Below are 19,312 nucleotides of genomic sequence, written 5' to 3'. Positions count from 1 at the left end.
GGGGTCTGGTGCCGTGCATCGCAAGGCGGAGGAGGGAGTCATGGCGGAGCCATGGCGACCGACGACAACGCCGCGAGGTGCGGTGCCAGGGCACGCGAGCCCGGCATGATCCAAACGAAAGACCCTAGGCGTCCCACCGGGCGCGAGTGGAGGTCAGCACGGTGAACGGCGGCGGAGGCCGAGCGAGACGCCTGACCCGTCGGCTGGCCGCCCGGAGCGGCACATCCCGGCAGCTGCGCACCCGCCCGCCGGAAGCCGCCGGGGCGCCGCGGGGCGACCGCTTCACCATCGCGGCCCGGTTGCGCTGGCTCAACGCGGCGAGCACCCGGATAGGCACCACGCTCGACCTGGAGCGAACGGCCCAGGAGCTGGCCGGATACAGCGTCCCGAGGCTGGCCGACGGCGCCGCCGTCGATCTCCTGGAGTCCGTGCTGCGCGGCGAGGAGGGCGAGCGTGTCACCGGCACGGCGGTGCCCGTCACCCGTGCCATGGCGGTGCGTGCCATCGACGCGCTGGACGGACTCGAACCCGCCCCCGTGGGCGAGGTGGTCGACCGCAGGGAGCGCCGCGAGACGCTGCTGACCACCGAGTGCCTGCGCAACGGCCGGCCCGTGCTGGTCAGCCGGATGACCCTGGAGGACTACGAGCGCGTCGCGCCGACGCCGAGCGCGGCCGTCGCGATGCGCCGTCAGGGAGTCCACAGCTACATGGCCGTGCCGCTGATCGCCCGCGGTGTCCTGCTGGGCTCCGCCGACTTCGTACGCGCGGGTGACAGCCCGCCCTTCAACCGTGTGGACCTCGACCTGGCGGGTCAGCTGGGCTCCATGGCGGCCGTGTTCATGGACAACGCCAGGCTCTACGGGCGCGAGCGCGAGCACGTCGTCTCGCTCCAGCGCTCGCTGCTCCCGCGCGCCACACCGCACACCCCCGGCCTGCGTGTGTACGCCCACTACGCGCCGGCCGTCGACGCGCACGGGGTGGGCGGCGACTGGTACGACGTGGTCGCGCTCCCCAGCGGGCGTACGGCGCTGGTCGTCGGTGATGTCACCGGTCACGGCCTGCCCGCCGCCGCCACGATGGGCCGGCTGCGGGCGGTCGCCCGTACGCTCATGATGCTGGACATCGCCCCCGACCGGCTGCTCGCCCGGCTCGACCTGGCCACCCGGGACCTGGAGGACGACCAGGTCGCCACATGTCTGTGCGCGGTCTACGACCCGGCGGACTCGAGCTACACGATCGCGAGCGCGGGTCATCCACCGCCGCTGCTGGTGGACGCGGACGGGGCCGCGCGCTACCCCGACGTGCCGGTCGGAGCGCCCCTGGGCGCCGGGGTCATCCCGTACGACCCGCTGAGACTGCGCGGGCCGGCGGGCGGCCGGCTGGTGTTCTACACCGACGGCCTGATCAAGACACGCACCGACGACGTGGACGTACAGCTGGAAGGGCTGCGCGCGTCCGTGTCCTCGATGGCGCCCGAGGAGCTCGACGCCGGCGGTCCGCTCACCTCGCCCCGACAGGACGACGGCCGGTTCGACGAGGCGGTGCTGCTGGTCGCGGGCGGCCACGAGCTGTCCCCCGAGGTGCGGTTGCGGGAGTGGGACCTGCCCACGGAGGGCAACCCCGCGTCCACCGCCCGCAAGCTGGTCACCGAGCAGCTCGCGCGGTGGGACCTCGCCGAACTCGCGGACGTGACGGAGCTGGTGGTCAGCGAACTGGTCGGCAACGCCCTGCGCTACGGCGGCGGTCCCGGCCGGCTCCGGCTGCTGTGCGACGAGCGGCTCCAGGTGGAGCTGGCCGACACCGGGCCCGACCTGCCGCAGATCCAGCACGCCGACGTCAGTGACGAGGGCGGCCGGGGGCTCCAGCTCATCAACCTGCTGTGCCGCAGGTGGGGTTCGTGCCGTACGGCGACCGGCAAGATCGTCTGGGCCGAGCAGAACATCCCGGGCCGGGGCGCGAACTCCCCACACTGACAGGCGGAACGGCGAACGGCCCCGGGGGGACGTACCCCCCCGGGGCCGGCTCATTCCCCCGGTGCTCAGAAGGTGAGCTTCAGACTGTTGAAGGTGCCGGTGTCGCCCGAGTAGACGTCCTGGACCCTGAGGTTCCACGTGCCGTTGGCCACCTCGGAGGAGGCGTTGACCGTGTAGGTCGCCACCACGTTGTCCGCGGAGTCGCTCGACGAGGAGTTCTTCAGGCGGTACGCCGTCCCGTCCGGGGCGACCAGGTCGAGGACGAGGTCACCGCGGTAGGTGTGGCTGATGTTCACCGCCACCGACAGGTCGGCGGGCGCCTTGCCGGTGACGCCGCTGACGACGACGGGGAAGCTGGTGGTGCTCCGGTCCGCGATCGCCTTGACGGTCGTGTTCTGGAAGACCGTGCCGCCCGGGTCGGGGTCGGTGCCGCCGCCGGGGCGGGAGCCGACGGCTATGCCGGCCCAGGCGTTGGCGACCGCGGTGTACTCGGCGCTCGTGGTGCCGTAGAGCTCACCGGCCACGGCGAGGGTGCCGGTGCGGGCCGCGGCGTAGTTCGTGGTGGAGGTGAACTTCGTGGTGAGCGCCTTGAACCAGATCTGCAGCGCCTTGTCCCGGCCGATGCCGGTCACCGGGAGCCCGTCGGACGTCGGGGAGTTGTAGGAGACCCCGTTGACGGTCTTGGCGCCGCTGCCCTCGGAGAGCAGGTAGAAGAAGTGGTTCGCCGGGCCCGAGGAGTAGTGGACGTCGACGCCGCCGAGGCCCGAGTACCAGGAGTCCTTGGACGCGCCGTCCTTGCTCGGCTTGTCCATGTAGCGCAGCGGGGTGCCGTCGCCGTTGATGTCGATCTTCTCGCCGACCATGTAGTCGCCCGGGTCCGCAGCGGTGTCGGAGTAGAACTCCACGCCGGCCGCGAAGATGTCCGAGGTGGCTTCGTTGAGCCCGCCCGACTCGCCGCTGTAGTTCAGACCTGCGGTGTTGGAGGTGACGCCGTGCGTCATCTCGTGCGCTGCCACGTCGAGCGAGGTCAGCGGCGCCGCGTTGCCGCTGCCGTCGCCGTACGTCATGCAGAAGCAGCCGTCGGTCCAGAAGGCGTTGACGTAGCTGTTGCCGTAGTGGACGCGGGAGTACGCGCCGACGCCGTCGCCCTTGATGCCGGTGCGGCCCATGACGTTCTTGTAGAAGTCCCAGGTCTCCGCGGCGCCGTAGTGCGCGTCGGCGGCGGCCGTCTCGGCGTTGGACGGGCTGCCGTTGCCCCAGACGTCGTCGGTGCCGGAGAACAGGGTCCCGGTCCCGGACGTCCCGTGGTTGAGGTTGTATGTCTTGTGGTTCCCTCGCGCGGAGTCGGTGAGGTTGTACGAGCTGCCGGAGCCCGAAGTGCCAAGCGTGACCGTGCCGTTGTACTGCGTGTTGCCGGTGCCGTTCTCGATGGCCTGCCACTCGAAGAGCTTCGCGCCCGAGGAGGCGTCCGTGATGACGTGCAGCTCGTTCGGGGTGCCGTCGTGCTGGAGGCCGCCGACCACGGTCTCGTACGCGAGCTGCGGGGTGCCGCTCGCCGCCCATACGACCTTGCGCGGGGCCTTGCTCGCCTCCGTGCTCTTCGAGCCGTCGGCCCTGGCCAGGGTGAGTGCCTGCTTCTCGGCGGTGGCCGGCGCGACGTCCGCGGTGGTGCCGACCGCCTTCAGCTGCGCGCCGGTCGCCCCGGAGGCCTTGGTGACGCCCTCGGTCGTCCCGGACTTCGACTCGGCCACGACCAGGTCGCCGCCGAGGACGGGGAGACCGTCGAGGGTGCGTTCGTAGCGGGTGTGCGTGGTGCCGTCGACGTCCTTGACGACATCGCGTACGACGAGCTTCTCCGTGGCACCGAGCCCGAGTTCATCGGCGGTGGCGGCCTTGGTGGAGTTGGCCTCGCGGAGCAGCTCGGCGCGCTGCGCGGGGGAGAGCTTCGCGGGGAGCGCGCCGGGGTCGGCGCCCTTCACCGCGGCCGCGGGGGCGGCGGTCGCGCCGTCCGGGGCGGCCGTTGCGGCACCGCCCTGCATTCCGACGGCGAGGAGAGCGGCTGCGGCAATCAGAGCGCCGGTCGCGGTGGCACGACGGCTGGGCGTGGGTCTCACGCGGACTCCTTCTGCGAAGGGGAGCCGGTCGACTGGGTGAGCCGGCCGGGCAGAGCAGGCGGTGCGTGGAACGGGGGAAGAGTGTCAGCCGGAGCTGGGGTGTGTCAGGACCGCGTCAACACATTGGCCGGAATTCGTCCGTTGGCGGAATGGTCATGTTCGTTAAGCGGACGTTTCGTTGTGTGTCATCCGTGTGGCGCGGGGGGTTGATGGGGTTGTCATCTTCCGTACACCGCAGGGCAGAGAGGGGTTTCCGTCGGTAGCCGCCGTGCACGGCGTGTGTGCGGGAAGCGGACGGGGACCACGGGCTGAGACGGCGCGCGGGGATGGCCGGTTCCGGGGCCGGGGCGGAAGCGCGCCACACGCTGTCAGCCTTCGAGATGACGCGACGGGCTCCCGCCCTGTCGTCCCCACCCCGGTGGGGCGGCCACGGGACCGGTGCGAGGCCCACCACTCCGCAAGCGGCCAGGCCGAGGGCGAGCACGGCGGGAGGTGCGGCCAGGACGTGCCGGCAGGAACGCGACACGGGTCACCTCAGCACTCGGTGCGGGACACAGGCGACGGGGTCGACCGGTGCGACCCGGAGCGTGGACCAGGAGGTCGGGAGGTGGCCGGCCGGGGGCGGACGCGGCGGTCCCCCGGGCCGGCGAGGCGTGGCCGGCCCGGGTGTGCCGCCGCCGGATACTCTCAGGCCAGGCTCTCCCGCCACGCGCGGTGCAGGCCCGCGAACCGGCCCGTACCGCCGATGAGTTCGGCCGGTGTGCCGTCCTCCACGATCCGGCCGTGCTCCATCACCAGGACCCGGTCCGCGATCTCCACGGTCGACAGCCGGTGCGCGATCACCACCGCGGTACGCCCGTGCAGCACTGTGTCCATCGCCCGCTGCACCGCCCGCTCACCGGGGATGTCCAGCGAGCTGGTGGCCTCGTCGAGGATCAGCACAGCCGGGTCCGCGAGCAACGCACGGGCGAAGGCGACCAGCTGGCGCTGTCCCGCGGAGATCCGGCCGCCCCGCTTACGGACATCCGTGTCGTACCCGTCGGGCAGGGAGCTGATGAAGTCATGCGCCCCGATGGCCTTCGCCGCGTGCTCGATCTCCTCCGGCGTCGCCTCCGGACGGCCGATCGCGATGTTCTCGGCGATCGTCCCGGAGAACAGGAACGCCTCCTGGGTCACCATCACCACGCCCCGGCGCAGCTCCGCCGTCGCCAGGTCACGCAGATCGGTGCCGTCCAGCAGGACCCGGCCCTCCGTCGGGTCGTAGAAGCGCGCCAGCAGCTTGGCCAGCGTCGACTTGCCCGCACCCGTCGACCCGACCACGGCCACGGTCTGGCCCGCCGGCAAGGCCAGATCGAAGCGCGGCAGGACCTCGCCACCCGTGCGGTAGGCGAACCGCACCCCGTCGAACGTCACCTCCCGGCCAGGCCGCTCACCGGCGAGGGCAGGCAGCGTGCTCGGCGCCACGGGCTCGGGCACCGTGGGCGTCTGTGCCAGCAGACCGGCGATCTTCTCCAGCGAAGCCGCCGCCGACTGGTAGGAGTTGAGGAACATCGCGAGCCGGTCGATCGGGTCGTACAGCCGCCGCAGATACAGCACCGCCGCGGCCAGGACACCGAGCGCCAGCGTGTCCGACGCCACCCGGTGGGCGCCCCACAGCACCATCGCCGCCACCGCCGTGTTGGCGAGGAGCCGGGAGCCGACGACATAGCGGGCCATCTCCAGCAGCGCGTCGCCGTTCCTCCGCTCATGACGGCGGTTGAGGACCGCGAAGTCCTTGTCGTTGGCGCGCTCCCTGCGGAAGGCCTGCACGGGGCGGATCCCGTTCATCGTCTCGGCGAACTTCACGATGACCGCGGCGATCGCGGAGGAACGCGCCGAGTACGCCTCGGCGGCGCGCCGCCGGTAGTTCCGCACCAGCAGATACAGCGGGACGAAGGAGGCCACGGCGATGGAGCCGATGCCGAGGTCGAGCCAGAGCAGCATCAGGGAGATCGACACGAACGACAGGACCACCCCGATGAGTTCCTGCAGCCCCTCGCTCAGCAGCTCGCGCAGGGACTCCACATCGGTGGTCGAGCGGGAGATCAGCCGGCCCGAGGTGTAGCGCTCGTGGAAGTCCACACTCAGTGCCTGCGCGTGGCGGAAGATCCTGCCGCGCAGATCGAGCAGCACGTCCTGGTTGATCCGCGCGGCCGCCCGGATGAAGGCGTACTGGAGCACGCCGGCACCGACCGAGCACACCGCGTATCCGATGCCCACGGCGGCCAGCGGGCCGTAGTCGTGGTCCCGGAACGCCGGCACACCGCTGTCGATGGCGAACGCGACCAGCAGTGGCCCCGCCTGCACGGCGACCTGCTGGACGAGCAGCAGGAGGGAGGCCACGACCACTCTGGCCCGCAGCGGTGCGAGCAGGGAGATCAGCAGCGCCCGGGTGGCACCGCGGGGGGTGGGCAGGGCGTCGGCGTCGAACTGGTCCCCGTCGCCCCGCGGCCGGCCGGACTTCTCCTCGGGGAGGTCCTCGTCTGCGAGGGCGGGGCCGTCGGCAGTCGTACTGGTCATCGGGTGCTGCCCTCCTCGGGGACGAGAACACCGGTGTCATGGGCTCCGGACATCAGCCAGGCGTACTCGGCGTGGGTGCGCAGGAGTTCCTGATGGGTCCCCACCGCGCTGATCCGGCCCCCGGACAGCAGGGCCACCCGGTCCGCGAGCATCACCGTGGACGGCCGGTGGGCGACGACCAGGGCCGTCGTCTCCTCCAGCACGCGCCGCAGCGCCGCCTCCACCAGCGTCTCCGTGTGCACGTCCAGTGCCGAGAGCGGGTCGTCGAGCACCAGGAAGCGTGGTGCGCCGACGACCGCGCGGGCCAGCGCGAGGCGCTGCCGCTGGCCGCCGGAGAGGCTCAGCCCCTGCTCGCCGACCTGGGTGTCCACGCCCTGCGGAAGCTCGTGCACGAAGTCGGCCTGCGCGACGGAGAGCGCACGGCGCAGCTCCTGTCCGCTCGCGCCCTCCGCACCCATCAGGACGTTCTCCCCGACGGTCGCCGAGAAGAGGGTGGGCTCCTCGAAGGCCACCGACACCAGCTCGCGCAGCCGGGGCCGCTCCATGGTGGCGACGTCCTCGCCGTCCAGCAGGATCCGGCCGCCTGTGACCTCGTGCAGCCGGGGGACGAGAGCGGTCAGTGTCGTCTTGCCGGAGCCCGTGGCGCCCACCAGGGCCATCGTCTCGCCGGGACGGATCCGAAGGTCGATCCGGGCGAGGACGGGAGGTGAGCCGGGCCCGGCGTCGGGGTAGCGGAACTCCACCCCTTCGAAGACGATGCCCTGGCCCGTCCCCCCGGCCGCCTCTCCCGGCGTCGCGCTCCCGGGCTCCTCCGCGACGTCCATGACCTCGAAGTAGCGGTCGGCGGCCGTCGCCGACTCCTGGCTCATCGCCAGCAGGAAGCCGATCGACTCGACCGGCCAGCGCAGCGCCAGGGCCGTCGAGAGGAACGCGACGAGCGTGCCCGCCGACAGACCGCCGTCCGCGACCTCGATCGTGCCGAGCACCAGCGCGGCTCCGATCGCCAGCTCGGGGATGGCCGTGATGAGCGCCCAGATCCCCGCGAGCAGCCTGGCCTTGCCCAGCTCCGTGGCGCGCAGCCGCTGTGCGAGCGCGCGGAAGGCCAGCGCCTGGCTGCGGTTGCGGCCGAAACCCTTGACGATCCGGATGCCCAGCACGCTCTCCTCGACGACCGTCGTCAGATCGCCGACCTGGTCCTGGGCCCTGCGCGCCACCAGTGCGTACTTCGTCTCGAAGAGCGAGCACAGGACCATCAGAGGGACGGCGGGCGCGAGCAGCACCAGCCCCAGCGACCACTCCTGGACGAACAGGATGACGAAACCGACCAGAATCGTCGTGGCGTTGACCAGCAGAAACGTCAGCGGAAAGGCCAGGAACATCCGCAGCAGCATCAGATCCGTGGTCCCGCGCGAGAGGAGCTGCCCCGAGGGCCAGCGGTCGTGGAACGCCACCGGCAGCCGCTGCAGATGGCGGTAGAGGTCGGCGCGCATCGACGCCTCGACACCGGCCAGCGGCCGGGCCACGAGCCACCTGCGGAGCCCGAACAGCGCCGCCTCGACGATCCCCAGCACCAGCAGGAAGAGCGCCCCCAGCCAGACCCCGCCCGGATCACGGTCCGCGACGGGGCCGTCCACCATCCACTTCAGGATCAGCGGGATCGCCAGGGCGAGACAGGACGCGAGAACCGCCACGAGGGCAGCACTGATCCAGCGCGCACGCACCGGTCTGACATAGGGCCACAGTCGCAGGAGGGAGCGCACGGCGGACCGGTCCGTGGGCTCTGCAGGTTGTTCGGGCATCAGGACCGAGCCTAAGGCCGGCCGGCACATGGGGGGCGGCGTCGCGGGGCTGGGCACGCACATCTGCGGCGTTGTCGTCAATCTTCCCCAAGGTCTCGGCTTCGCTCGACCAGGGGAGACCCCAATCGCTCCGCGTTGCCTCAATCCTCCGCCTTGCAGCTGCACGCACCCAACCCCGCTCCTTCTCCCACCCCCCATGTGCCGGCCGGCCTAGGTTCACCACTGACATCCCTCACGTGGTTTTCCGGTCACACGCCGCTGGTCGGAGGGGCCGGTCAACCGATCGGCTGATGCCGGGACGGGAGGGACGGCGGATACCGGCGCCGACCGCCCGCCGGAATCCTTACGGGCATGGCAATCATCGAAGTACACGGGGTGCACAAGGCCTACGGCGGCCGCCCCGCGGTCGACGGGGTGAGCTTCACCGTCGACGAGGGGGAGATCTTCGGGATCCTCGGCCCCAACGGGGCCGGCAAGACCACCACCGTCGAATGCGTCGAGGGACTGCGGGTTCCCGACGCGGGCACGGTCAGGGTCGCCGGCCTCGACCCCGCCGTCGACCGTCACGCGGTCACCCAACTCCTGGGCGCCCAGCTCCAGGAGAGCGAGCTCCAGCCCAAGCTGACCGTGCGCGAGGCGCTGGAGCTCTACAGCGCCTTCTACCCGCACCCCGCCGACCGGGGCGCGCTCGCCGAACGGCTCGGCCTCGACAGCCACCTCGACCGCCGCTTCGCCAAGCTGTCCGGCGGCCAGAAGCAGCGGCTGTTCATCGCCCTCGCCCTCATCGGGAACCCGCGCGTGGTCGTCCTCGACGAACTGACCACCGGCCTGGACCCCCGGGCCCGCCGTGACACCTGGCGGCTCATCGAGGAGATCCGGGAGAGCGGGGTGACCGTCCTTCTCGTCACCCACTTCATGGAGGAGGCCCAACGGCTCTGCGACCGGATCGCGGTGATCGACAAGGGCCGCGTCGTCGCGCTCGACACCCCCGGCGGGCTGATCGGCGGATCGAAGGGATCGACCGCCATCTCCTTCACCCCCTCGGAGCCGATCGCGTACGACGAACTCGAGGCGCTGCCCGGCGCCGTCTCCGTCGACGTGACCGGATCCGGCGGCCGGGTGGTCATCCACGGCACGGACGAGACCGCCAACGCCGTGATCACGCTCCTGGCCCGCCACCACATCACCGCCCGTCAGCTGCGCGTCGCAGAGGCCGGCCTGGACGACGTATTCCTCGACCTCACGGAACAGGCCTCATGACCATGACCACGACCGTCACCACGGCCCCGTCCCGCCCGGCCCCGCTCGCCGCCGTCCTCAGGACGGAGACCCGGCTCTTCCTGCGCGAACCCGGCAGCCTGTTCTGGATCCTCGTCTTCCCGATGGCCCTGATGACCATCCTCGGTCTGATCCCGTCCTTCAGGAAGGCCGACGACGCCCTCGGAGGCCGCAGCGTCATCGACCTGTACGTGCCCGTGGCCGTCCTGCTGGCCATGATCATGGCCGGCCTCCAGGCCATGCCGCCGGTCCTCACCGGATATCGCGAACGCGGCATCCTGCGCCGGATGTCGGCCACGCCCGTGCGCCCGTCGGCCCTGCTCGCGGCGCAGATCGTGCTGCACGGCGCGGCCTCGCTGGGCTCCGCGATGCTCGTCATGGCCGTCGGACGGATCGCCTTCGGCGTGCGGCTGCCGGGACAGGCCTTCGGTTATCTGCTGGCTCTTCTCCTGGCCGTCGCCTGTGTCCTCGCGCTCGGCGCGACCATCTGCGCACTGTCCCGGACGTCCAAGGTCGCGACCGCCGTCGGTTCGGTGGCCTACCTCCTCATGATGTTCACCGCCGGGGTCTGGGTGCCCGTCCAGACCATGCCGGACCTGCTGCGCCGGATCGTCGAGTTCACCCCGTTCGGCGCGGCCTCCCAGGCTCTCGATCAGGCGGCCTCGGGCAACTGGCCCGGCTGGGTGCACCTCGCGGTCATGGCGGTGTGGACAGTGGTGCTGGGCAGGGCGGCGACCCGGCTCTTCCGCTGGGAGTGACCCGCGTGAAGACTGTCCCCATGCGGACGGCACGGGACGGCACGACGGTCGAGCAGCGCTTCTTCCGGTACGGCCCGTACACGCTCCTGGGCATCGCCGTCCTGATGTCCGCCCTGTCCTCCGGCCTCGTCGGGATGACCGTGACGGACATGTACGCGGCGGGGATCCTGACGGCGGCTGCCTGCGCCCTTCAGCTGTGGTGGGGCCGCACCCGGCCGGGCTCCACCCCGCACGCGCCCGGCGCTCCCGTGTACTACGTCCTGCGGACCGTCATCGGTTTCGCGCTCTGCTGGTTCAACCCGTTCTTCTCCATCTACGCCATCACCGGCTACTTCGACGTCGGCGTACTGCTGCCGAAACGCTTCGCGCGTGCCGGGCTGATGTGCACCGCCGTCACGATGGCGGGGTCCCAGTCCGGGGGCGGTATGCCGCCGGCCTCACTCACCAACTGGGTGGCCTTCGGCGCGCTCTTCGTCCTGCACGCCTCTCTGGCCCTCGTCTTCGGCAACATCGGTGCCCGCGAGGCGGAGCGGACCCAGCGCCAGGCCGAGACCATCACCGAGCTGGAACGCGCCAACACCCGCCTGGAGCAGGCCCTCGCGGAGAACGCCACCCTGCACGCCCAGCTCCTGCTCCAGGCCAGGGAGGCCGGGATCGCCGACGAACGGCGGCGGCTCGCCGCCGATATCCACGACACCCTCGCGCAGGGTCTGACGGGGATCATCGCCCAGCTCCAGGCCGTCACCTCCATCGCCGATCCCGTACTGGCCCGTGAGCACCTCGACCGCGCGGCGGGGCTCGCCCGGCACAGCCTCGGGGAGGCACGCCGCTCGGTGCACAACCTGGTGCCCGCCGCGCTGGAGGACGACGACCTGCCGGCGGCCCTCAAGAAAACGGTCGCCGGCTGGACGGAACGCACCGCCGTACGCGCGGACCTCACCGTCACCGGGACCGTCGAGCCGCTCCACGACGAGGTCGGCGTCACGCTGCTCCGCATCGCGGAGGAGGCCCTCTCCAACGCCGCCCGGCACGCCGGTGCGACCCGGGCCGGCGTCACCCTCTCGTACATGGGCGACGAGATCACCCTGGACGTACGCGACGACGGCTGCGGCTTCGACCCGGCGGACCTGGCCCCGCACAGCGGCAGGGGCGGCTTCGGCCTCGGCGGGATGCGGGCCCGCGCCGAACGGATCGCGGGCACGGTCGAGATCGAGACGGAACCCGGGCAGGGCACGGCCGTCTCCGCCCGGGTGCCGCTGGTCCGGCGCACCTGACGGGACGTAACCTGGGCCGATATGACCGATGCTCCGGGAACCTCGCGCGTCATCACCCTGCTCGTCGTCGACGACCACCCCGTCGTGCGGGACGGCCTGCGCGGCATGTTCGCCTCGGCCCCCGGCTTCGAGGTGCTCGGCGAGGCGGCCGACGGGGTGGCGGCCGTCGAGCTCACCACCCGCCTGGACCCCGACGTCGTGCTGATGGACCTGCGGATGCCGGGCGGCGGGGGAGTCGCGGCCATCACCGAGCTGACCAGACTCGGTGCCCGGTCCAGGGTGCTCGTCCTCACCACGTACGACACCGATACCGACACCCTGCCCGCCATCGAGGCGGGCGCGACCGGCTATCTGCTCAAGGACGCGCCCCGGGACGAGCTCTTCACCGCCGTACGCGCCGCCGCCGACGGCCGCACCGTGCTGTCGCCCGCCGTGGCCTCACGGCTCATCTCGCGGGTGCGCGCCCCGGCCGCGCCCGGCCACGAGTCGCTGTCCGCGCGTGAGCGCGAGGTGCTCCGGCTCGTCGCCAAGGGCACCTCGAACAGGGAGATCGCCGCCGAGCTGTTCATCAGCGAGGCGACGGTGAAGACCCACCTCACCCATGTCTTCGCCAAGCTGGGCGCGAAGGACCGCGCGGCGGCCGTCGCCGTCGCCTACGAGCGCGGCATCCTCGGCTGAGACCGGTCACTCCACCACCCGCAGCAGCAGCACCGACCTGCCCTCCACCGTGAGCTCCGTGCCACCCCGGTGGAGTGTGCCGGGGGCCGTGGACTGTTCGTCGGCCGAGGTGTCCAGGACCAGTTCGTAGGCCTGGGCCCAGGGCGGTCCGGGGAGCCGGAAGCCGCAGGGCCGGTGGTCCGCGTGCAGGACCGCCAGGAAACTGTCGTCGGTGATCTGCTCGCCCCGGGCGTCCCGGCCCGGGATGTCGCGCCCGGAGAGATAGAGCCCGAGCGTCGCGGCCGGTGCGTACCAGTCGCCCTCCGTCATCTCCTCGCCCTGCGCGGTGAACCACGCCAGGTCCCGCAGGCCGTCCGGGGCCTGCGGTGTCCCGGCGAAGAAGGCACGCCGGCGCAGCACCGGATGGCGGTGGCGCAGGGCCAGCACCCGGGAGGTCAGCTCGGTCAGCCCCCGCCACCGTGGCTCCTCCAGGAGCGACCAGTCCAGCCAGCTGACCTCGTTGTCCTGGCAGTAGGCGTTGTTGTTCCCGCCCTGCGTCCGCCCCATCTCGTCGCCCGCCACCAGCATCGGCACCCCGGTCGACAGGAGCAGGGTGGTCAGCAGGTTGCGCAGCTGCCGCAGGCGCAGGGCGTTGACGCCGGGGTCGTCGGTGAGGCCCTCGGCGCCGCAGTTCCAGGCCCGGTTGTCGTTCGTGCCGTCGCGGTTGCCCTCGCCGTTGGCCTCGTTGTGCTTGTTCTCGTGACTGACCAGGTCGCGCAGGGTGAAACCGTCGTGCGCGGTGACGAAGTTGACCGAGGCGTACGGTCGCCTGCCGCCCCAGGCGTACAGGTCGCTCGACCCGGTGAGCCGGTAGCCGATGTCGCGCACGTCGGGCAGGGCGCCGCGCCAGAAGTCGCGTACGGCGTCGCGGTAGCGGTCGTTCCACTCGGTCCACAGCGGCGGGAACGCGCCCACCTGGTAGCCGCCGTTGCCGACGTCCCAGGGCTCGGCGATCAGCTTGACCCGGCGCAGCACGGGGTCCTGGGCGATCACCGCGAGGAACGGGGAGAGCATGTCGACGTCGTGCATCGAGCGGGCGAGTGCCGCCGCCAGGTCGAAGCGGAAGCCGTCGACACCCATCTCCGTCACCCAGTAGCGCAGCGAGTCCGTGATCAGCCGGAGGACCTGTGGCTGCACCACGTGCAGGGTGTTGCCGCAGCCGGTGTAGTCCGCGTAGCGGCGGGCGTCCTGCTGGAGGCGGTAGTAGCCGCGGTTGTCGATGCCGCGCAGGGACAGCATCGGGCCGAGCTCGCCGGCCTCCGCCGTGTGGTTGTAGACCACGTCGAGGATGACCTCGATGCCGGCGTCGTGCAGGGCGCGCACCATCTGCTTGAACTCGCCCACCTGCTGGCCGGTCGTGCCGCTCGCCGCGTAGTCCGCGTGCGGGGCGAAGTAGCCGATGGAGTTGTAGCCCCAGTAGTTGTGCAGCCCGCGGCGCAGCAGATGGTCCTCGTGGGCGAACTGGTGGACGGGGAGCAGCTCGACCGCTGTCACGCCGAGCCGCCGCAGATGACCGATCGCGGCGGGATGGGCGAGTCCGGCGTAGGTGCCGCGCAGCTCGGGCGGGATGTCCGGGTGGAGCTTCGTGAAGCCGCGTACGTGCAGTTCGTAGATGACGGAGTCGGCCCACGGGGTCTTGGGCCTGCGGTCCTCCGCCCAGTCGTCGTCGTCATGCACGACGACGGCCTTGGGGACGTACGGCGCGGAGTCCCGGTCGTCGCGCACGGTGTCGGCGACATGCTGCTCGGGCCAGTCCCTCACATGGCCGTACACCTCGGGCGGCAGGGTGAACGATCCGTCCACCGCACGGGCGTACGGGTCGAGGAGCAGCTTCGCCGCGTTCCAGCGGGCACCGGTCCAGGGGTCCCAGCGGCCGTGCACCCGGTAGCCGTACCGCTGTCCCGCGCCTACGCCGGGGACGAAGCCGTGCCAGATCTCATGGGTCAGCTCGGTCAGCGGGAGCCGGGTCTCGGTGCCCCGCTCGTCGAAGAGGCAGAGCTCGACGGCCTCGGCTCCACCCGCCCAGAGGGCGAAGTTGGTGCCCGCCACACCGTCCGGTCCGACGCGGAAGCGTGCCCCCAACGGCATAGGGGCACCCGGCCATACGGGTGGTTCGTCCCGTTCGTCCCTGAGGGTCGACGGGGCCGCCACCACCCTTCCCGTCGTACGCGGCGTTTCCTCCTGCTCGGCTGTGCTCGACACCTGTCAGCCTCCTGCGGCTCGTAGGAGCGGCCACCCGGCAGAAGGAGTGCGCGGCGTCCCGGCCGCGGCCTTCCTTGCGGTGTCCTCCCCTCTGTTCTGCCCACCCGGGAGCCCGCACTCACGTTTCCCCGGGGCGGCCACGTCGTTGGGGGGAACGTGAACCACGTAGCGAAGAGAGCACGGGCGGGTTCGGCCGCCGTGCTGACATGGGCAGGACTGTTCACCGTGCTGGCTGTACTGACGGGCTGCACCGAGGCGACGTCGTTCTTCGGGGACAACCGCTCACCCGGGGATGCCATCCGGGTCGTTCCCAGGGACGGCGCCGAGAACGTCGGCGCCGACAGCCGGCTCGGGGTGACCGTCCCCGACGGACGGCTCGAGCGGGTGAAGGTGACCCGGATGGAGGACGCGGAACACCAGGAGGTGCCCGGCCGGATCGCGGAGGACGGCCGTTCGTGGGCCCCCCGGGACGACGGATACCGGCTCGGGCTGGCCGGGAAGTACAGCGTGGAAGCCGTCGCGGTCGACGGTGACGGCCATCGCTCGGCCCGCAGCACCACGTTCACCACGCTGGTCCCCAAGGACCGCTTCATCGGCTACTTCAAGCCGGAGAACCGGTCCACCGTGGGCACCGGCATGATCGTCTCCTTCGACTTCAACCGGCCCGTCACGCATCGGGCCGCAGTGGAGAAGGCCATCAGGATCACCACGGAACCCGAGGTCGAGGTGGCCGGCCACTGGTTCGGCAAGGACCGGCTCGACTTCCGTCCCGCCGGGTACTGGGAGCCGGGGACCGAGGTCACCGTCGAGGTCGGCCTGCGCGATGTGGAGGGCGCGCCGGGGGTGTACGGCAGTCAGCAGAAGAAGGTGTCCTTCCGGGTGGGCCGCTCCCAGACGTCCGTGGTGGACGCCCGGGCCCACACCATGGAGGTACGCCAGGACGGCGAGGTCGTCAGCACGGTGCCGGTCACCGCGGGCGCCGCGAAGACGACCACGTACAACGGGAAGATGGTGGTCTCCGAGCTGCACGACATGACCCGCATGGACGGCAGCACCGTCGGTTTCGGCGGTGAGTACGACATCAAGGACGTGCCCCACGCCATCAGGCTGACGAAGTCGGGCACCTTCCTGCACGGCAACTACTGGGAGTCCCCGGACATCTTCGGCTCCGAGAACACCAGTCACGGCTGTATCGGACTGCGCGACGTGAAGGGCGGCGGCTCGGACACCCCGGCCGGCTGGTTCTTCGAGCGGACGCTCGTGGGCGATGTGGTCGAGGTGGTCAACTCCACCGACAAGACCGTCGCCGCGGACAACGGCCTCGGCGGCTGGAACATCAACTGGCCTCAGTGGAAGGCGGGCTCCGCCCTGCGCTGACCCCGGCCCGACCAGGGAAGGTCCCGGAGGCGGGCGCTCCGGGGCCACCCGTCGGCGGTGCGGGACGACTTGGGACCGAACAGTGACATTCCGGGGAAGTTCTCCTTACGCGCAGTGTGATTATCTTGCGCCGAGCGTGCGTGTACAGCGCGCTGGAGTGCGGGCCATGGCGGGGCCAGGCCGTGCGAGGGGAGACGACCACATTGAACGGGCAGCCGATATCGGGGGCATGGGCCGGCGCGAGCGGGGAACGGCGCGGGCGTGGAGCCCGTGGCCTCCTCGCACTGGTACTGGGTGCGCTGCTGCTGCTGGTGACCGCGTGCGGTGGCAGCGGGAACGCGGCGGACAAGAACGGTGAGAAGCCGGGAGCGGAGGTCGGCGACACCAGCGCCTCGCAGGCGGTGGTGACCATCGCGCCCAAGGACGGCGCCGACGACGTGGCGACCAGCGGGGCGCTGAAGGTGTCGGCGGCCGAGGGCAAGCTGAGCACGGTGAAGGTGGCCGACTCCAAGGGCAAGGCTGTCGACGGCAAGATCGCCGCGGACGGTCTGAGCTGGGTGCCCGACCGCCACCTGGCCGCCGCCACCAAGTACACGGTGCACGCGGTCGCCAAGGACGACGAGGGCCGCCAGTCGGCGAAGGACACCAGCTTCACGACGCTGGTCCCGAAGAACACCTTCATCGGTCAGTACACGCCCGAGGACGGCTCGACCGTCGGTGTGGGCATGCCGGTGTCGATCCACTTCACCCGGGGGATCACCGACCCGGCGGCCGTGGAGAAGGCGATCAGCGTGACGGCGGAGCCCGCCGTGCAGGTCGAGCCCCACTGGTTCGGCAACGACCGTCTGGACTTCCGCCCCGAGGACTACTGGGCGGCGGGCACGAAGGTGACCGTGCGGCTCGACCTCGACGGCGTCGAGGGACGGCCCGGGGTCTACGGCAAGCAGGCCAGGACCGTGAAGTTCACCATCGGCCGCAGCCAGGTCTCCACGGTCGACGCGAGCTCCCACCGGATGAAGGTGGTCCGCGACGGCAAGCAGATCAAGGACATCCCGATCTCCGCGGGAGCCCCTGCCACGACCACGTACAACGGGCAGATGGTCATCAGCGAGAAGCTCAAGGTGACCCGGATGAACGGTGACACCGTCGGCTTCGGCGGTGAGTACGACATCAAGGACGTGCCCCACGCGATGCGCCTGTCGACCTCGGGCACCTTCATCCACGGCAACTACTGGGGTGCGTCGAGCATCTTCGGCTCGACCAACACCAGCCACGGCTGTGTCGGTCTGCGGGACGTGCGCGGCGCCTACGACAGCAAGACGCCCGCCGCATGGCTCTTCGACAGCTCCCTGATCGGCGACGTCGTCATCGTGAAGAACTCGAACGACAAGGTGATCCAGCCGGACAACGGCCTCAACGGCTGGAACATGGACTGGTCGGAGTGGATCAAGTAGATCCGTTCCACGAGGCGGGCCCGGTGCTGTGACCAACGGCACCGGGCCCGTCCGCGTCAGTCCTGGTAGGGGCCTCTCGTTCTGGTCAGGCCGGGCTCGCGGGGCCTGACCAGAACGAGAGACCCTAACCTGCCTCCCATGACCGTAACCCTCGAAGTACACGACAACGTCGGCACGATCCGGCTGGACCGGCCGCCGATGAACGCCCTGGACGTCGCCGTCCAGGACCGGCTGCGCGAGCTCGCCGAGGAGGCGGGCCGGCGTGAGGACGTGCGGGCGGTGATCCTCTACGGCGGCGAGAAGGTGTTCGCGGCCGGCGCGGACATCAAGGAGATGCAGGCGATGGACCACGCGGCGATGGTCGTACGTTCCCGGGCTCTGCAGGAGTCCTTCACGGCCGTGGCGCGCATCCCCAAGCCCGTGGTCGCGGCCGTCACCGGCTACGCCCTGGGCGGCGGCTGCGAGCTGGCGCTCTGCGCCGACTTCAGGATCGCCGCGGACAACGCCAAGCTCGGCCAGCCGGAGATCCTGCTGGGTCTGATCCCCGGCGCCGGAGGCACCCAGCGGCTGGCCCGGCTGGTGGGCCCGTCCAAGGCCAAGGACCTGATCTTCACGGGCCGTCAGGTGAAGGCCGAGGAGGCCCTGACGATCGGTCTGGTGGACCGTGTGGTGCCCGCCGCCGAGGTGTACGAGCAGGCGCACGCCTGGGCGGCCCGGCTGGCCAAGGGGCCCGCGCTGGCGCTGCGGGCCGCGAAGGAGTCCGTGGACGCGGGGCTGGAGACGGACATCGACACCGGGCTCACGGTCGAGCGGACCTGGTTCGCAGGGCTGTTCGCCACCGAGGACCGTGAGCGCGGCATGCGCAGCTTCGTCGAAGAGGGCCCGGGCAAGGCCGAATTCCTCTGACCGAGCGTGAGTTGCGTACCGGGCGCGCACGTTCATCCGTGCGGGCGGATTAGCCGGGCCTTAAGAGAACCTTAAGGCCCGGCGTCCGCCCCGCTCGTGCAATTACTCGGTCCCCCTCCGTCGCCGCAGGTGGATGTGGCTGTCCGGGGCCTCTTTCTGCCCCTGGCATATGCCGGAGAACCGGCGCGGAATGACTGGTTCCGGTAGCAGGATTCGCCGGAACGGTCACGGAGAGCGTTCTGTGCGGCCATGATGGTGGGTATGGCGGGCCTGGAGGGTGTGGAACAGCCGCGACAGCGCAGTGACGCGACAGCGGCGCGCTGGACGACTGCCGTCGAAGACGAACAGGCGTTCAAAGCGCTGGAGTTGTTCGGAAATCCGACGGAGGGTGAAGTCCGGCTGCCCTCCCGCCCGGAGTCCGCCGCGACCGCCCGGCGGATCACCTCGTGCGTGATGCTGCGTCAGTGGCAACTGCCCCCGCAGACCGCCGAACACGGTGTGCTACTGGTCTCCGAACTCGTGGGCAACGCGGTACGGCACACGGGGGCGCGGGTCTTCGGTCTGCGGATGCTGCGCCGTCGCGGCTGGGTCCGGATCGAGGTGCGCGACCCCTCTCGCGGGCTGCCGTGCCTGATGCCCGTCCGTGAGATGGATGTCAGCGGGCGTGGTCTCTTCCTGGTCGACAAGCTCTCCGACCGCTGGGGCGTGGATCTCTTACCGCGCGGGAAGACGACCTGGTTCGAGATGCGCACCACCGACCGCTGACACGCAGAAGCCCCCGGGCCGCCTGGGTGATGGCATGTCGGGGGCTTCTGAGGGGGCCGCGGAATGGGGGGTGTGTCCACGGCCGCGCGTGGGACCTGGCTCGGGTCGGAGGAGGTCGTGTCCCCGACTATGGCAG

Annotated in this window: 13 protein-coding genes; 9 read left to right on the top strand and 4 right to left on the bottom strand. The window is 71.1% G+C overall.

Going from position 1 to position 19,312, the window contains the following annotated elements; genetic code table 11:
• The first annotated feature begins 146 nt into the window (after positions 1–146).
• Positions 147–1,973 carry a SpoIIE family protein phosphatase gene (locus ACIREO_RS01595; protein WP_404103461.1) on the top strand — a complete coding sequence of 609 codons (1,827 nt, stop codon included), beginning with the start codon at positions 147–149 and terminating at the stop codon, positions 1,971–1,973.
• Between the two features lie 65 nt (positions 1,974–2,038).
• Here the strand turns inward: ACIREO_RS01595 and ACIREO_RS01590 are convergent, their stop codons facing one another.
• The 3 genes from ACIREO_RS01590 to ACIREO_RS01580 all read right to left on the bottom strand — a co-directional run bounded on the left by ACIREO_RS01590 (position 2,039) and on the right by ACIREO_RS01580 (position 8,445).
• Positions 2,039–4,087 (bottom strand): M4 family metallopeptidase, encoded by a 2,049-nt coding sequence (locus ACIREO_RS01590; RefSeq protein ID WP_404103458.1) that lies wholly within the window; start codon positions 4,085–4,087, stop codon positions 2,039–2,041.
• A 687-nt stretch (positions 4,088–4,774) separates the two neighbouring features.
• Positions 4,775–6,646, bottom strand: coding sequence for an ABC transporter ATP-binding protein (locus ACIREO_RS01585; RefSeq protein ID WP_404103455.1), 1,872 nt, complete (start codon positions 6,644–6,646; stop codon positions 4,775–4,777).
• The gene (locus tag ACIREO_RS01580) at positions 6,643–8,445 is read right to left on the bottom strand and encodes an ABC transporter ATP-binding protein (RefSeq protein ID WP_404103452.1); all 1,803 of its coding nucleotides are present in this window, start codon (positions 8,443–8,445) and stop codon (positions 6,643–6,645) included. Before ACIREO_RS01580 ends, ACIREO_RS01585 begins: the two co-directional genes overlap by 4 nt.
• Before the next feature lie 351 nt (positions 8,446–8,796).
• Between ACIREO_RS01580 and ACIREO_RS01575 the strand changes: the two genes are divergently transcribed.
• The 4 genes from ACIREO_RS01575 to ACIREO_RS01560 are packed head-to-tail and all read left to right on the top strand — an operon-like array spanning position 8,797 to position 12,433.
• The gene (locus ACIREO_RS01575) at positions 8,797–9,705 is read left to right on the top strand and encodes an ABC transporter ATP-binding protein (protein ID WP_404103449.1); all 909 of its coding nucleotides are present in this window, start codon (positions 8,797–8,799) and stop codon (positions 9,703–9,705) included.
• Positions 9,706–9,707: 2 nt separating this feature from the next.
• Complete coding sequence (locus ACIREO_RS01570) at positions 9,708–10,481, top strand: ABC transporter permease (protein WP_404104456.1); 774 nt, start codon at positions 9,708–9,710, stop codon at positions 10,479–10,481.
• A 20-nt stretch (positions 10,482–10,501) separates the two neighbouring features.
• Entirely contained in the window at positions 10,502–11,755 is a 1,254-nt protein-coding gene (locus ACIREO_RS01565) for a sensor histidine kinase (protein ID WP_404104453.1), read from the top strand.
• 21 nt (positions 11,756–11,776) lie between these two features.
• Positions 11,777–12,433, top strand: a complete 657-nt coding sequence (locus ACIREO_RS01560; protein ID WP_404103447.1) for a response regulator — start codon at positions 11,777–11,779, stop codon at positions 12,431–12,433.
• Between the two features lie 6 nt (positions 12,434–12,439).
• On the opposite strand, the gene glgX is transcribed toward ACIREO_RS01560, so the two are convergent.
• On the bottom strand, positions 12,440–14,674 hold the full coding sequence (glgX, locus tag ACIREO_RS01555; RefSeq protein ID WP_404103444.1) for a glycogen debranching protein GlgX: 2,235 nt from the start codon (positions 14,672–14,674) through the stop codon (positions 12,440–12,442).
• A 156-nt stretch (positions 14,675–14,830) separates the two neighbouring features.
• On the opposite strand from glgX, the gene ACIREO_RS01550 reads away from it, so the two are divergent.
• From ACIREO_RS01550 to ACIREO_RS01535, 4 genes are all read left to right on the top strand, one after another.
• On the top strand, positions 14,831–16,051 hold the full coding sequence (locus ACIREO_RS01550; protein ID WP_404103441.1) for an Ig-like domain-containing protein: 1,221 nt from the start codon (positions 14,831–14,833) through the stop codon (positions 16,049–16,051).
• A 203-nt stretch (positions 16,052–16,254) separates the two neighbouring features.
• Positions 16,255–17,505 (top strand): Ig-like domain-containing protein, encoded by a 1,251-nt coding sequence (locus ACIREO_RS01545; protein WP_404103439.1) that lies wholly within the window; start codon positions 16,255–16,257, stop codon positions 17,503–17,505.
• Positions 17,506–17,643: 138 nt separating this feature from the next.
• Positions 17,644–18,411, top strand: coding sequence for an enoyl-CoA hydratase/isomerase family protein (locus ACIREO_RS01540; protein WP_404103436.1), 768 nt, complete (start codon positions 17,644–17,646; stop codon positions 18,409–18,411).
• Between the two features lie 249 nt (positions 18,412–18,660).
• Positions 18,661–19,176, top strand: a complete 516-nt coding sequence (locus ACIREO_RS01535; RefSeq protein WP_404103433.1) for an ATP-binding protein — start codon at positions 18,661–18,663, stop codon at positions 19,174–19,176.
• Positions 19,177–19,312: the final 136 nt, after the last annotated feature.

It is taken from the genome of Streptomyces sp. NPDC102441 (assembly GCF_044765585.1).
Lineage (GTDB): Bacteria > Actinomycetota > Actinomycetes > Streptomycetales > Streptomycetaceae > Streptomyces.
The sequence above is the reverse complement of the archived record's forward strand: the minus strand, read 5'-3'. Positions and strand labels throughout refer to the sequence as shown.